The organism is Nostoc sp. FACHB-280, from assembly GCF_014697615.1.
Taxonomy (GTDB): Bacteria; Cyanobacteriota; Cyanobacteriia; order Cyanobacteriales; family Nostocaceae; genus Nostoc_B.
In genome coordinates this window covers 1-15204 of record NZ_JACJSD010000080.1, presented here as the reverse complement: position 1 = coordinate 15204, position 15204 = coordinate 1, and the positions used below count along the sequence as shown (strand labels likewise).

At 40.7% G+C, this 15204-nt stretch carries 6 protein-coding genes, 1 pseudogene and 1 CRISPR repeat array; of the genes and pseudogenes, 2 read left to right on the top strand and 5 right to left on the bottom strand.

Going from position 1 to position 15204, the window contains the following annotated elements; all coding sequences use genetic code 11:
- Positions 1-391 (top strand): annotated as a pseudogene (locus H6G75_RS33325) (hypothetical protein); the annotation flags it as partial.
- 265 nt (positions 392-656) lie between these two features.
- A CRISPR array of direct repeats spans positions 657-1720; the repeat unit is 37 nt; unit sequence GTTTCCAAACCCAATTACCCCGCAAGGGGACTGAAAC.
- Positions 1721-1784: 64 nt separating this feature from the next.
- Here the strand turns inward: H6G75_RS33325 and H6G75_RS31210 are convergent.
- The 4 genes from H6G75_RS31210 to H6G75_RS31195 all read right to left on the bottom strand — a co-directional run bounded on the left by H6G75_RS31210 (position 1785) and on the right by H6G75_RS31195 (position 4786).
- A complete protein-coding gene (locus H6G75_RS31210; protein ID WP_313934924.1) occupies positions 1785-2234 on the bottom strand; it encodes an HD domain-containing protein in 450 nt (149 codons plus the stop codon).
- Between the two features lie 45 nt (positions 2235-2279).
- On the bottom strand, positions 2280-2807 hold the full coding sequence (locus H6G75_RS31205; RefSeq protein WP_190983756.1) for an IS630 family transposase: 528 nt from the start codon (positions 2805-2807) through the stop codon (positions 2280-2282).
- A 31-nt stretch (positions 2808-2838) separates the two neighbouring features.
- Positions 2839-3342: a helix-turn-helix domain-containing protein gene (locus tag H6G75_RS31200; protein WP_190983755.1), complete on the bottom strand. Its 504-nt coding sequence runs from the start codon at positions 3340-3342 to the stop codon at positions 2839-2841.
- Between the two features lie 322 nt (positions 3343-3664).
- Entirely contained in the window at positions 3665-4786 is a 1122-nt protein-coding gene (locus H6G75_RS31195) for a hypothetical protein (protein ID WP_190983754.1), read from the bottom strand.
- A gap of 883 nt (positions 4787-5669) precedes the next feature.
- Between H6G75_RS31195 and H6G75_RS31190 the strand changes: the two genes are divergently transcribed.
- Positions 5670-13268: a LamG-like jellyroll fold domain-containing protein gene (locus H6G75_RS31190; protein ID WP_190983753.1), complete on the top strand. Its 7599-nt coding sequence runs from the start codon at positions 5670-5672 to the stop codon at positions 13266-13268.
- A 444-nt stretch (positions 13269-13712) separates the two neighbouring features.
- On the opposite strand, the gene H6G75_RS31185 is transcribed toward H6G75_RS31190, so the two are convergent.
- The gene (locus H6G75_RS31185) at positions 13713-14849 is read right to left on the bottom strand and encodes an IS4 family transposase (RefSeq protein WP_313934925.1); all 1137 of its coding nucleotides are present in this window, start codon (positions 14847-14849) and stop codon (positions 13713-13715) included.
- Positions 14850-15204: the final 355 nt, after the last annotated feature.

Genomic DNA, 15204 nt, shown 5'->3' with positions numbered 1-15204 from the left:
CTTGTACCACTTTTGGAAAACAATATCAAAGCTTGATTCTGAAGCTGACAGCGATTGGGTTCTCTCCATTTGGTACAAGAGGGTTAAAGGTAAGGGTGGCTGTTGGTGCATAGTGGTTGCCGCCCATGAGTTTAGTTGCACTGTGAGAACTTGGAATAGCGAAATGACTGTTGGGGTGCAGCATCTCAAATCTTATGATTACTTACCCCAGGAATGTCAGCAGATGCAGGAGATATGCGATCGCATCACACGGTTGCAGGAGAGCGAGAATTTGGAAGAAGCTGGTAGGGCTATGTTGAAGTATTTGGGGGAACTGAAGCGATCATATTTGACTGATGTGGAAGAAAAGCTGCTAAGTGTGATTGAGCAAGAATATGGGGTTACGGATTGATCTAAAGTGTAAAAAACTCGACAATAGAAAATACTCATCTTATGATTAGGTAATCAGCTTGATGTTTGGCAAGTCGAAGCGGGGTCAAAAACCCTGGAGACTCGTCAAAATCGCCAGAACCTTGACAACATAATAATTACAGCGTTTCACCAATCAGGGAAGTTGAGAATGAGTTGCAATAATAGCGGCTGAAATCGACTCTTTTTTGAGGTTCGTCAAATCGCTTCCCAGGAAGCTTGCTCTGTAACAGTTTCAGCTTCGAGCAGTTTCCAAACCCAATTACCCCGCAAGGGGACTGAAACGTGAATTGTGTCCACTGCGTAGGTTCTTCAGGGTCGGTTTCCAAACCCAATTACCCCGCAAGGGGACTGAAACATTTAAAATTTAAACCAGATGACATAGTGCCTATTGGTTTCCAAACCCAATTACCCCGCAAGGGGACTGAAACATATAATAGAATAGACACAGAAAATACAGAAATGAAAGTTTCCAAACCCAATTACCCCGCAAGGGGACTGAAACAAATTTCAATTTCTACGTCTGATATTTTTTTCAAAAGTTTCCAAACCCAATTACCCCGCAAGGGGACTGAAACCTCTAAAATCATAGCTTTATTCTCCAAATTAAAAAGAGTTTCCAAACCCAATTACCCCGCAAGGGGACTGAAACAATTTGTGATGCTGGGGCGCGATCGCTCTCTTGTCAAGTTTCCAAACCCAATTACCCCGCAAGGGGACTGAAACTCAGCAAATCGTCAGGATTTACTGAAAAAGTTTAGTTTCCAAACCCAATTACCCCGCAAGGGGACTGAAACTGATGTGTGAAGTATGGCAAGTCTGATCGGGTCATGTTTCCAAACCCAATTACCCCGCAAGGGGACTGAAACTCTCTATATATGATGAGAAAATTGATGCTCCCCGCCTTACCTGGTTTCCAAACCCAATTACCCCGCAAGGGGACTGAAACTTACGCTGGTCTGATACAAAGATAGTACAGTATGACGTTTCCAAACCCAATTACCCCGCAAGGGGACTGAAACATTTTACGATAATGGTCATCGAAAGAACAATCAAGTGTTTCCAAACCCAATTACCCCGCAAGGGGACTGAAACTCAACGACTGGATTCTAGCGATCGCCAGAGAAACAGTTTCCAAACCCAATTACCCCGCAAGGGGACTGAAACATGAATGAGTGTCTGTTACTGTATGGCTTGCGGTAGGTTTCCAAACCCAATTACCCCGCAAGGGGACTGAAACACTTCATCACGTCATACTTGAGCCAATTCGTAAGAGTTTCCAAACCCAATTACCCCGCAAGGGGACAATTAAAAATTCCAACGCGATCGCGCTCTGCCATAAGTCCCCGAATGGGGATTAAAAAAGAAGCAAACTCTTAGCTTGCATCGCAAAGCTCTTGAATCACTTGTGAAAACTCCTGGGTCAAAAAGTCGGAACCACCTGCACTATAAACTTGCTGCAACTGTTGGTAAAACCATAATGTTCCTTCCCTGCCAGTCTTAAACTGTTGCCAAATGCTAGTGCCATGTTGTCGTAAGTCTGCCAATAATGACCTCGCATTGTGCAGCTTATCTGCCAAAGATACCCGCCGGATTGAGGGTGAAGCACACCGCAGATTTTCTAAATACTTTTGCTTGCGTTCTTGCCAAGGTGGTTTAGGGTATGTGTCAGATTCGGTGCAGCCATCAACTATTGCAACGACTGCATCACCGAAACGCTGGCGGATTTCTTCACGAGTGGATTTGCCTCCTTGGTCTTGTTGAACTAAGCCAGAGAATCGCTTCTTCTTCAGTTCCGCCAGCTTCCAGTACGAGTGCTGCCACACTTAGTAAGTGAGCGATGTAAGGAACGCCGCTAATCTTATACCAATTTAATATGAAGCTGCATAGAATAGAGCTTCCAGGATAAAGTTATAAGAAGAGATAGAAATTACCTGCTCAAATGTCAGTTGGTCGAAGATTTCTTGGATGCGCTCGCGTAAAGCTTGTAAAGAAGAAAAAAGTTGATTTTTGAGAGGTTTTTTGAGAAGCTGCCAAAGTCTCTCAATTGGGTTAAGTTCAGGTGCTGATGGTGGCTGAAATAGCGGAATAATATTCTCCGGCCAGCTAATTGCGGAACTGGTATGAGCAGGAGCTTGATCAACCTGTAAAATAGCGTAATCGCTACCTAATTGCACAGATAGCCAGTCCAAAAACTGCTGAAAACACTCGCCATCCAGTTTTGGGTACTCATAAAGGAAATGATCTCCACTCAACGGTTCAATGGCACCATAGATCCAAAAGTTTTCCCGCGGCCATTTCACCTCAACAGTAGGTTTAAAGCCTGAAGCGGTAATTACTTTTCCCGTGAGAGTAGTGAAGTCCCAACCTTGTTTCATCCTGACACAAGTAGCGAACACATTTGTTTTGCGCTCTTATGTTGTTTCAAAGTTACGAGAATGATGCCGAGTTTTTTTTAAATTCCGATACTAACTCTTCGTCCTGTTTTTGGCTTTGAGGGCGTGGTACTTTCAATTTCGCACCCAATCGATATCGCACCCAACCATAGACTGTTCCATACTCAAGCTCCAGCCCATGTTGGCGTTTCAACCACTCGACTATTTCACCGTAACTACCAAACCCTTTCTCTGTTTCCAGTTCTTGCTTGAGCGCAGCGAGGTCCTCATCATTTATTTTTCGGTTTGCTCCAGGTGCTTTCTTAATTTCTAGCAAGCCAGACAGCCCACTGGCTCTATACTTTTGCAACCATCTTGTCACCGTTGATGTATCTCTACCCAAACGTTGCCCTATTTCTTGCTGTTGCTTAACTTGACCACTCGCCAGCCACCACAACATTTGTAACTTTTCTTTCTGGATTCCCGAAGACGTTGTTTGTAGACGTTTTTTCAGTTCCTCTTCACTCTCGGCGATCGCAATTTTAAATGGGCGGCTCATGGTTGGGTTAACTTACCAAGTTTGCTTTTCTCCATTATATGCAGCTTCATTTTTAATTGGTATTAGCGATACTGAGTTTGATGCTGCCGATAGGATTGTTTCTATTGTGCGGTATTTCATTGAGAGTATTGGATTTGAGATTTTGGATCGGTTAAGGGTTGATTGGTAAGCTTTTTAGCTATCTATCTGTCGTAATTCTTTTTCAATTTGGTAGAAGATTTTTCCTAAAAAGAGATGGATGCGTTAGGAACACATCCATTTCAAACTCTAAAAACTTATAAACATATTTTCGGTAAAATAGGCAGTGTCTTCACTGCATAAACTACTTGTTGATTGGTAAACCGTTATACCCAGTATTTTCTGGGTTGAGAAGTAAATCTTTGAGATAAGCAGGAACCACTTCAACTGGATTGGGAGTTCCTTGAAGTAAGGTTGGAGTAGTAAGTTTAGGTTGCTTTTTGTTAGCTTGATACCATTTGTTCCAGAGCGGCAGTGCTTTAAAAGCTATATTCATATCGTAGTCTAAAGCTATAGTTCCAGAGTCTTGTGGAACATTACCGGGACGATCTTGAAACCAATTATTAAATTTATTGCTTCCAGGAGAATAAATTTCAAGGTTTTGATTATTATCTACAAACCCAGGCAAAAGAAAAGATTTCATTGGCCATTCAGCTACACCATGACAACTCATACAGCTAGAGACCCTTGCTCTGACTAGTATTTTTCCTGGATTGCCAACAACTAAAGCGTTTTGTACAACAGCACCATCGTTAGGGCCAGAAAGCCTACCACCATAGCCTAATGTTTCCACAGCATAGAGGAGTGCTATTGGATTCATGGAGTTTTCCTGAAGAATGGCATTTGGATTAATAGCAGAATTGGTTTCAGGATCATTCCCCCACATTACACCTAAAGGTACTAAGTGATCCCAAGCATCTCCAAAAGCCTCTTTATTGTAGGTAAGAGTGGCAAATACCCAACCTGTTTTAGGTGCTGTTTTCGTATCTTTTACAATGATGTCAAACTGAAAAACAGATGTATCAAAGAATGTAGGATTTTTCCAGTCCTTGTTATTGTCTAATGGGGCGTATAACTTCCATTTAGCGGCTCCTTCTAGTGCAGGCCAATCTTCTGCTAAAGCGGTTGTTGTAGCAACTTTAATTATGATGGCTCCTTCCTGAAACTGAGGATTACTTAAGTCTGGGTTTTTTGCTGTATCTCCCCATATTTTTCTGAGTGTGTAACCAGCAATGTCATTGTAGTAAACCAAAACATGAGTTGTCATAGACTTTTTCAAGTCGGATAAGGGAAACATATTAGGATCAAAGCTAGAACCCACGTAAGTACCGTGTATGGGGTCACGAATTGAACAAAGCCACGGTAGGTTGTACCAGCCTGCTTCGTTTGCATTCCAGCGTTCATAGTCAAAAATCAGCTGGCGCATATCTTTGCCGATATATTCTTTGACTGCTTCGATGTATGCGATCGCATTTTCTTGGGATATCGGTTTTCCTTTTAAAGCTTTAACCCAGGGGAATGTAGATGGAAAGAGTTTTAAACTATGTAATCATATAATTATTTTTATATTTTGATTGAGCAGCACTCAATTTTAAAATCATTACTCCATTAAAAATAAAATTGTAAAGATATATTTTTATTTGAACTTAGCAAATAAAGTTTTAGATATACTCAATTCTGTTAAGTATATAAAGGCTATCTACTCAAAGTATTAATGTACGAAGAACAGCTAATATCTATCTTAATTTATGTGTTGCATTTTTTGAATATTTCACTAATTATGCTTACTGATAGTGAAAGTAAGTGTAATGGATTATTAATTAAAAACAACTATATAAGCAGAAAAATAGAAACTAAATTTCTTAAATTTATAAGTACGCAATTATAAAAAAACAGCTTCTATATTTTTAAATTTTAAGTAGCATTGTCTTCAGCCTAAAAAATATCCTTTTAAATCTGGCTTAGAAATTGCTTGTTAGTAAATATGGATAAAAAGTATTCAACTTTTCAAACAGAAAAAAATGAAAGTAGTAATCCAACTGTGTGGATTGAATACTTGACAAAATCACCTAATTTTCATGTAATTAAAGCAATCAATGTCTGCAAATATACTCAAGTATCTAGTCTTGAGGAGACAGTAGACAGAGACTAATTCAGGTGATTAGAAATTGCGGCTACACTAGCTCTCGTCTGTCGGTGCTGACTAACATCAAAATAGAGGTTCAAATTTAATTGACGAGACTAGTAAATAAGCGGTAATAACCCTCTTTTGAGGGATTTAGATGATTGTAGTTTAAAGAGGTAGAAAAATGTTACTCACTAAAGAAAAACTCCAGCACATCAATAGCATCACTCATGAAGGGAAGGTTGTTATTGTTGCAACTGATGGTGATGGAAAGATTTGGTACACGATCAAACAAGATGGCTTTGAAGACAGTTACCTCAACCAGAAACCGGAAGACAGAACAGGCTGGGAAGGCTGGAAACTGCTAGAATTCCCCAATGAAGTTGAAGATAAGTCAGTTGTTGACCTAGAGAAGGAAGAATTGACTGATCAAAGTAATAATAAAACTTACCTGCTGAAATCGCTCTACAAAACCCATGATCAGTCAGCCGTTGCTCCTGTGCAGTTGATTTCGGGGTTAGGGTATATTTATATTTTCCGTCAGTCTAAGTCTAATACTTTGTTGGCGGATCGCTTTGTTCTCGACGGATTGACTAATACCTTAACCCGTAAACTAGAAGTCCGCTTTAAACGGAGTAAGCAGAAGCATACACCCAACAAAAATCAGCAGAAAGTAGCAACTGGGCTGATTAATGTTGATTCCCTAGATTATCGAGATATCAATGGAAATGAATTTTATGAACCCACCACTGAATTGAGTCTTATCAATGATCTTGCTAATGGATGGTTTTCTGTTGTTTTATTACCTACTAATGAACAGGATAAATATCGCTGGCATATTTTCGCCTACAATAACGGGAGTAAAAAAGTCGAATTAACAACCCTCCGCGTTTCTGATGAGGGTTTATTTGATGTTAAAGACTATACTATCCTCGATCCTGAACCGCGTAGTATTCCAGGTGTGATTAAACGTGTGTTGGATTTAGGGACTTTGACGATTGCTAAAGGGTTAACGGCAACTAAATACGACTTACAACGGGAACGACAAACCGATGACGGAATGCAGCTACTAAGGGAAGCTGTACACGTTATGTTAGTCGTGGGAACTAGTGAGGGGAATGCGGCAGCAATTAGCTTTTCGGTGGCGGCCGATGGGACGTTGTCCCAGATTAAGGACAATCCTGATAACACCACTATTCGGCGTAGTATGACTCGTCAGGTGTTGTTGCCTCTTAACACTCTAGACGAAATCAAAGCCATTGCCACCACTAACCCACCTCCCGAAGGAAAAATCACGGGTTTTGCCAGAGGAGAAAAAGATAAGGTTCTTGTGACCTCTGATCGAACAAACAACTTAGATGAAACAGCAATCACCCCAGTCAAAATTACGGAAAGCCAAGATTATAACCAGTTATATTCCCCAGTCACAAAGATTATTGACAATCATACCTTTGAAGTTCTTCTAGACAAGAAAGATGGAGGCAATTGGGAAGTTGTTCCTGATGAAGAAACAGGGTTGATTTTTAACGGTATTGTCACAGCCTACGAAATTACAGTCCAGGGGAAATTAAGAGTAACATCCTTCAATCATGGATTAACCGACGGAGATTGGGTACAGATAGTTGATACTAGAGACTATAACGGCACTTACACTGTCACCAAAATTGATGACCAGACTTTTAGCTTGGATGGTGTCAGGTGGCAATCCGGAACCACCATCAGTGCGAAACTTCAAACTCAAAAACGGCGAGGAGTTGTCTTTGATGGGGTAAAGGATTATCTAGATATACCAGAAATGAATCACGACTTCTCGCAAGGATTCACAGTGGAAGTTTGGGTGTGGTTGGACAAACTAACAACTTGGCCAAGAATTATCGAATTTGGCAATAAAAAAAACAATAAGACAGAAGATATTATTACATTGCACTTTGAAGATACAATAAATACACTAAGATTCTCCTCTTCGACTACATCAAGTATTGTTACGAACAGTCAACAAACTTTATTCAACCAGAAACAGTGGATACACCTAGCAGCGACAATAGATGTTTCTGGGAACGCCAAACTATATAAAAACGGCTTAGAAATTCATCAAGGTTTAATGGATCTGCCCAAAATCATCGAACGTAAAAGTAACGTGGTCGGCAAAAGCGGCACGATTTCCAATCGTAATTTTGCAGGTAAAATAAGCGATCTCCGCCTGTGGAATAAAGCCCGTACCGCAGAAGAGATCAAAAATAGTATGTACCTGCAACTAACGGGTCAAGAAGTTGGTTTGGTGGGTTATTGGCGACTCGATGCAATTGTTGAGGGGAAAGAACGCAAAGTTATTGATTTTTCTGTTAATGGCAATGATGGCATTGTTAAAGGAGGGGCTTATGTTAGTTCTGTCACCCTCCATCGTAATTTAGCAGGTACATCAACGCCAGCAATTAAATACGAAAATGAAGACTTGTTTGCTGTATCTGAACGAGCAACTTATACGGAAGAATTTGAATTCAAAACTAACAATAATATTGATCCTACAACTGCGAATCCTAAAATTTTTGCAATCACCTATAAAGGCAAGAAAAATCGGCGTTCTCAAGATTGGATAACGATTATAGCAGAAGCAACGGAATTCATCAGTTTAGGCAATAGTTGGTATAAAGCCAGTTGTCGTTTTACGGTGCCAGATGGGGTATCAGTAGTGCGTTCCTTTGGAATTAGCAATATAACAGGAAACTGGAATACTTTGGAAATTTGTAAACATCAAATTCAGTTGATTTCTGACAGTATTACTGAGATTAAGTACACAGATGATGTAAATTTAACATCTTTAGTAGATAATCAAGTTAGCTTGCAACAAGATTTGAAGACACTGGAAATCAAAGAAAATGAAGAAGCATTACTACTCAAAGAAAAACGACAATTAGAAGCGGACATTGCTACTTTGAATCTTGATGGAACACAAAAACAAGAAGCCATAACTAAAAAAGAAACTGAAATCAAGAATCAAGAAGCAAGTATAACTACTCTTCAGAATCAATTAACTCAACTGCAAAACAATTATCAAACAGAACTGAATAATCCCTTGAATTATTGGTGCAAACTGGTCTGTCGAGTTAAAGAAAGCTGGATTTGCCGTGTTTATACAGCGTCAAAAGCCCTACTTTATGCAGACGTAGGAGCTAATGGTAATCCCTATTACGCGAATAATTATTTCAAATTTGTCGCAACCAATAGTGGATACTATCGAATTGTCAGTATGATGGATGGTTTGGACTTGGCACTATATCCATCTTCAAATCCTAAAGAGAAAGCTCAAGTATATGCCGGTTATGGGAGTGGCTATAGTTTTGAATGGAAGCCAGAGAAGTATTCTGGGGATTATTATTTGATTCGTCTTCGAGCAGATGGAAGAGTGTTAGATCGAGGGGGTGGAGATTATGGTGTTTGTTGTTGGGAGCAACATGGAGCAACTCATCAACAGTGGAAAATCATTAAAATTGGTGGAGAAACTAATAATAACATTGGCAATGCACGATCAGCCGTTAATGCCAAAGAAGCCGAGTTAAAAAATGCCAATCAACAATTGACTAAACTTAAAGATGAACTTGCTCTCTTAAAGTTAAGTGGCAGCGATCAATCGGCTAAGAAAAAGCAACTTGAGGAACGGTTAAATCAAGTTAACCAGAAAATTACCCAAATTCAAACGGAGATAAACACCTTAAACAAGACTTTCATCAGTAATGTTAACAATCAGCAACAAACCCCGCAAACAATGCCACTCCTAAAAACAGATAGTCGAGGGCTAGTAACCCAAGGTGCTTTACTGGGGTTTGTGCGTCCTGTTAGCCGTCTCAGTGCGATCGAAACCTGTGAAGGGAACGTCCAACTCAGCTATTTTGACGATCAAGGACGAATGCGTCAGACTAACTTTGATGCCACTGCTGACAGCAAAAATCCGACGATTGAACAATGGATTCCTGATTCTTTGAGAACTTGCCTCAAGTTTAATCTAGATACTAGCGTCGTCACTTTAAAAGACCCTGTTTCTTTAGGGAACGAGTGGACAATTGAGGCTTGGTTTTCCTATCCCTTTCCGAAAAACAGTTCAGCCAATAATACCTTAACTCATAGCGATAGTGGATCAATTTCGATCTGGGATGGAAAATACATTCATTTGGATAATGCTAAAAGCTGGTACAACCTAGAGAACTTATCGACAGGCTGGCACCATCTTGCTGTTGTTGGGCAGACAACTGATAACAAAGCTTCTCAGATTTATCTATTCTATCTTGATGGTAAAGAAGTAGATAAAGCAGAATCATCAGCATCCTTAGCGTTTAATGGCAATAATTATCTTGATTGTGGGAATAAGGTCAACTTAGCCAGTAAAAGTTTTACTATTGAATTTTGGGCAAAACGATCTGATACTTCTACAACCAATCAATTCCTTCTAGGTCAAGGTACGACACAAGCCAATAAGGGATTACATATTGGCTTCCGAAATAGTACCAAATTTACCTTTGCATTTTACGGGAACGATTTAGATGCTACCGTTGCTAATGATACTCACTGGCATCATTGGGCTTGTATTTATGATGCTTCTAGCAAAAAGCGACAGATTTACCTTGACGGTCAAAAAATAGCGGAGTATACAGCAACAAATAACTATACAGGTATAGGCAATCTGTATATTGGAAAAGCAGGATGGGATCAGCCATTTAGAGGTCAAATCTCAGAACTCCGAATTTGGACAAAAACTCTCACCCAATCAGAAATTCAGGAGAATATGTCCAAAAAAATCCTGAATCCTGAAAAAAACTCTAATTTAGTTGCTTATTGGCAATTTGTGCTTAAGGATAATAAGTCTGAAGCAATTGACATCTCTGCTACCAAATCGATGGGAACGCTTCATAGTAATCCAACCGTTGAAACCTCTTCCACTTCAATGTCAATTTCACGGGTTGGTAATATAAGTTCTGGCAAACAACAAGCTGGTAAATTAGCAGAAATTCGTCTTTGGGAGGTGGCACTAAGCCCAGAGGAAATTGAAGTCAATAGCAAAGTTCTCCTAACGGGCAATGAACCTGGTTTAGTGGCTTATTATCCCTTTAATGAAGCCAACGGCACTGAAGTCAGAAATCAGACAGGTAAAGGCAGTAACGGCACAATTGCGGGCGCAAGCTGGTGGGGATGTGCAGCACCGATTGGTCAATTAGGTAGTGGTCAAGTTATGCGCTTTGACGGGGTAGATGATTATGTGGAAATTGCGAACCCATTCAGTAACACAACAGCATTTACCATCTCTGCTTGGATAAAACCTGCAAGAATAAACACCGGAAATTATCAAGGCTTTATTGGTAACCCAGGAATTAAATATCGTCCACCCTCATTATGGGTTAGTCCTAAAGATGGGGCGCTCCATTACGACTCTTATAGCTCATCCGGGGATGTGCGATATGATAAAGTGCTACCAAACTTTTTTACTGCTGCTAACGCTTGGGTTCATATTGCTTGGGTCAAAGATGGGAATCAATACAAGATTTACCGAAATGGTAAACTACGTGCAACAGAGAATGCTCCTCAAAATTTTAATAATGAAAATAAACCGTATTACATCGGTAAAGTAGATAACTTCTTCTCAGGTGAGATTGCGGAAGTTTGTATCTGGAATAAAGCCATTAGTGAAACCGAAATTCAGGCGAATATGAATAAACGCCTGACAGGGAAAGAAGCTGGTTTAGTTGCTTACTATCCACTCAATGACATTACATTTGAAGGTGCAACAAGTAAAGTGCGAGAAATCGTCAAAAACAATCATGGCACAGTGCAAGGAGGAGCGATTCTCATCCCAGACCCCGCCCTAGTTATGGTTGGTGATGTCTTAGTTTCTATGGTTGGCGATGCCCTAGTCAGCTGCGAATACAGTACAGTCAGTAAAGACAGAACAGCTATGATGCGACGGTTTTTTGCCACTCCTACCCCTGGTGGTGTTAACCTCTTACCCGACAAACGCATCGAAGAATTAGAACTTAAATGGATTGGCAATGGTCAGTTTGCCCCCACACTTGTGGGCTATATCGAAGGCGCTCCCCCCATTCCTAGCGAAAATTTAACCCTAGAGGACAACTATAACGGTGCTACTTCTGTAGAATTATCTCTATCAGAAGATGTGGTATTTAATTGGAAGAGATCGCAAGATAACGGGTTAGGCTCTTCTACTGATACCTATATCGGCAGCGATGTTGAACAATCTATTGTTACTGCACCCTTGGGTGTAGGACAGCAAATTAAGACTACAGGTATCCGTGCAGGTTTCAAAGGCAATCTAGACTTCAGCTACCAATTCCAGAATGAAAGCAGCATCACCTCAAGCTCATCTCTAGGTATGACTGACGCACTACAATTGTCGGGGACTCAAGAAGAAGATGCTAATTTCCCTCACTTGGGTAAACGATTCATTCCTAAAAATGTCGGTTATGCTTTGGTTGTTTCGGCTTTAACCGATATTTTTGTTACTCGACTGCAACGCACAGGCAGAATGATTGGTTATCAGGTTCTCCCTGTTGAGAATATTCCTCCAGATGTGAATACCATCACCTTTTTGATTAATCCTGCCTATACTATGAGTGGTAGCTTAGACGGGATGACAGGAAGCAGTGCCACCAGTCAACGTTTCTTTAAGCACGTCCCTCAAATGCGCTCATGCTTTGGCTCTCTTTACCCTGCCAGTTACTATCGTTTGCAAGAAGCTTACGATCTCAAACAACAAATCGATCAACAAGACAAAAATCGAGAAGCCTATTTTGCTCAGTTTAATACCCTTTTAGTGGATGAAGCGTCATTAGAACGGGAAACAAATAAAGGCGATGCTCCCAACGTTATTGTTATTAATCAAGTTGAGAGCAAACCAGATGAAAATCTAACACAAGAGGAAAAGGACAAAGTTGAGAAAGAAAGACAGGACAAATTAGAAAAAGAGCTTCAGGCAGCCTTTGATCAACAATCAGAAGCAGCAGCCAAGAAACAAAAAGAGATAGAGAAACTAATCGAAGATCAAGATAAAAAAGCCCATGCTAGCACGAGTTTTGCTAGTTGGCAGAGAAAAATGGAAAACATCCAAATCCGTGCCGGCAAACGCAATATTGTCAACACTTATGTTTGGGATGCCGATGGAGGTTTACACGCCGAGGCACAAAGTTTTGCAAACATGGCTGAACATTCTATTGGCGGTTCCTATACTATGAGTTCAGGTTTGGGTCATGAAGGGAATTATAGTTTATTTGGGGTTGGTATAGAGTTAACCGTCCAAGCAACCTTTAACCTTACGCAAACGATGATGAAAACCGAAGCCCGTAGCAAGGGTATTCAGTTAAACGTCGATTTAAGCGGTGTTGAAGGTCGCGGCATTACTGACTACAACGACTACCCCATCCTACCTGGGGAAAAAGTCAACCGTTACCGCTTTATGAGCTTTTATCTTGAAGGCAGTACCAACAATTTTCACGACTTCTTCAGCTATGTGGTTGACCCTGAATGGCTTGCCAGCAACGGCGAGGAAGCCCGCGCTCTACGACAAGCTAAAAGTAAAGCAAATAAGGCTTGGCGGGTACTTCACCGTGTCACCTATGTGGAACGTCCGGCTTTGATGGGTTTTGGTAGAGATGTTCGTCAACTTCCTGCTGCCGAATCAAATACCGATCTCGGTCAATTACAAGCAAAAGTGGAAAAACTGGAGCAGCAAAACCAAGAAATGCAGCGTAAACTTGATGCAATTCTCAACAAATTAAGCTGATCTGTTGTTTTTTTTCGGGGTGACAAGCCCCGAAAAACCTATTCCTGACCATTGATGACAAGTTAAGGCTGTGAGGCAATTGGTTTAATCTGGGAAAGTAATAAAGGCGGAATCTCTATGATTGGGAAGGTTATTGCAATCATGGTAATATTTTGTTCCCTATTTGGCATCGCGTGGGTACTGGTAAATGTGCAGTGAAAACCACTCTAAATTATCCACTCAAATCAAGTCCCAATTCCTAATTGTAAAAGCGCAATTGTTCTCAATACTTCTCGGTTAAGAATTAAGCAGTATTAAGAATAAAAAAAGTGTGTGGTTGAAGTTTAGTACCCGTTACTCTGTGGATTGGTTTTTTAGATGGAAACTTTGAACGAGGTTTTTTAACGACTCTGGGATTTGTTCTGCCTTGCCTTAGCGGAATTTTTTGCTCCAAAATTTCAAGGATTAGTTTGGAGAAAAAAAGGGTAATTGCTCACTGTTAGCATCTTGAAAATCAGCAATAGCGCGGCGAATAACTCTGAGAGTACCAGTAAAACCTAAGCGCAATGGAGATATGGAAGCAGTAGTTGCGGCTTGAAACATTAAAGTGCGAATTGCATAATGGCTTAAAAGCCAACCGTAGATTTCTTGAACAACTTCGCGGGGTTTAAGAGAACGAATAGGAGTTTTACGCCCATTGAGATGGGTTTTTAGCTCATCAATAGTATTTTCGATTTCCCAACGCTGATGATACTCTGTGGCTAACAACAAAGCAGGAAACAAAGCAATATCCATCAAACTGGTAATCAAACGATAAGTTTGTTGTCCATTCTCTGAGTCAATGGTGTATTCTACAACCCGTACCGGAATTCTTGACCCACCTTTGTGCTTGGATTTGCGGTCTGGAGCAATCCAGGACAGATAAGAGCCATCCTCTAAAACCTTGTCTACAGGAAATTTAACGTTCTTTGGCACTCGCCCCAAATAGTGGCATCCTCGATTTAAAGTGGCATGAACCATACGGTAAGAATGTAATCCTCTATCCCACATCAAGAGCATTCCTTGACTACAAGCTCGGAGTAATTTTAAAGCTCGTACTCTTTCTCCTATGCGGTAAGGACACATCAAGGCATCAACAATTAAATGCGTTCCCGCCTCAATTAGCAATACTAAACGTACTTTAGGAAATGCCGCTCTAGTTCCTTTTCTACTGCCTGGATATCCAAATACCCTGGCATTAGCCTTGCTATCTGGAACATCCAACACTGTACCGTCTACTGCCATTACTCGTAGTCCACCTAAAAATGCCCCTGGAGTTTTCGTTGTAGCTAATGGTCTGACTATTTTGTGGAACAGTTGGCTCATTGCTCGACATCCCAACCTCTGTCTTGCTTCACTGATTGAAGAACTAGTTGGTACTTTCCAATACTTTCCTAATCGCGTCCATTCTCTACTTAATCCACTCACCAGATTCTTCAGTACGTCCCCCATTGCATCCGATGACCATAGATTCATCGCTATGACTAAACACACTACCAACGCTGATGGTAATTTCCGCGATCGCTCTTCACAACTACTTGTTTCTAATAGAGTTTGTCTAATTACAGACGGCGAAATCACTGTTTCTATCGCTTTGAATATTGACTCTGCTTCTAACGTTGGCGTGATTAAGGAGAAATCTTTTAGCTGCACCAGTTTTTCCGAACACACTCGTGAGTGAACAATTATCACTTTACCTTGCTTTTGTTCTTAACCGAGAAGTATTGCAATTGTTCTTAGTTAACCCATCCAATCCACCCACTCAGGAGCCGCTGCCACCAACTGCCCAAACATCGCAGGCTCCGATTCCTCAAAAGCTACCATCACTCCTCAACGCTCGTCCGAAGAGAGGGCAGACAAGAACTCTTTGACAAAACAGCCTCTAAGATGTCTACTGATATCTGGACTATACTAATAA

Coding starts and splice junctions, on each gene's coding strand:
- H6G75_RS31200 (WP_190983755.1), bottom strand. CDS start 3,342: ATGAGCCGCCCATTTAAAATTGCGATCGCCGAGAGTGAAGAGGAACTG.
- H6G75_RS31195 (WP_190983754.1), bottom strand. CDS start 4,786: ATGCGCCAGCTGATTTTTGACTATGAACGCTGGAATGCAAACGAAGCA.
- H6G75_RS31190 (WP_190983753.1), top strand. CDS start 5,670: ATGTTACTCACTAAAGAAAAACTCCAGCACATCAATAGCATCACTCAT.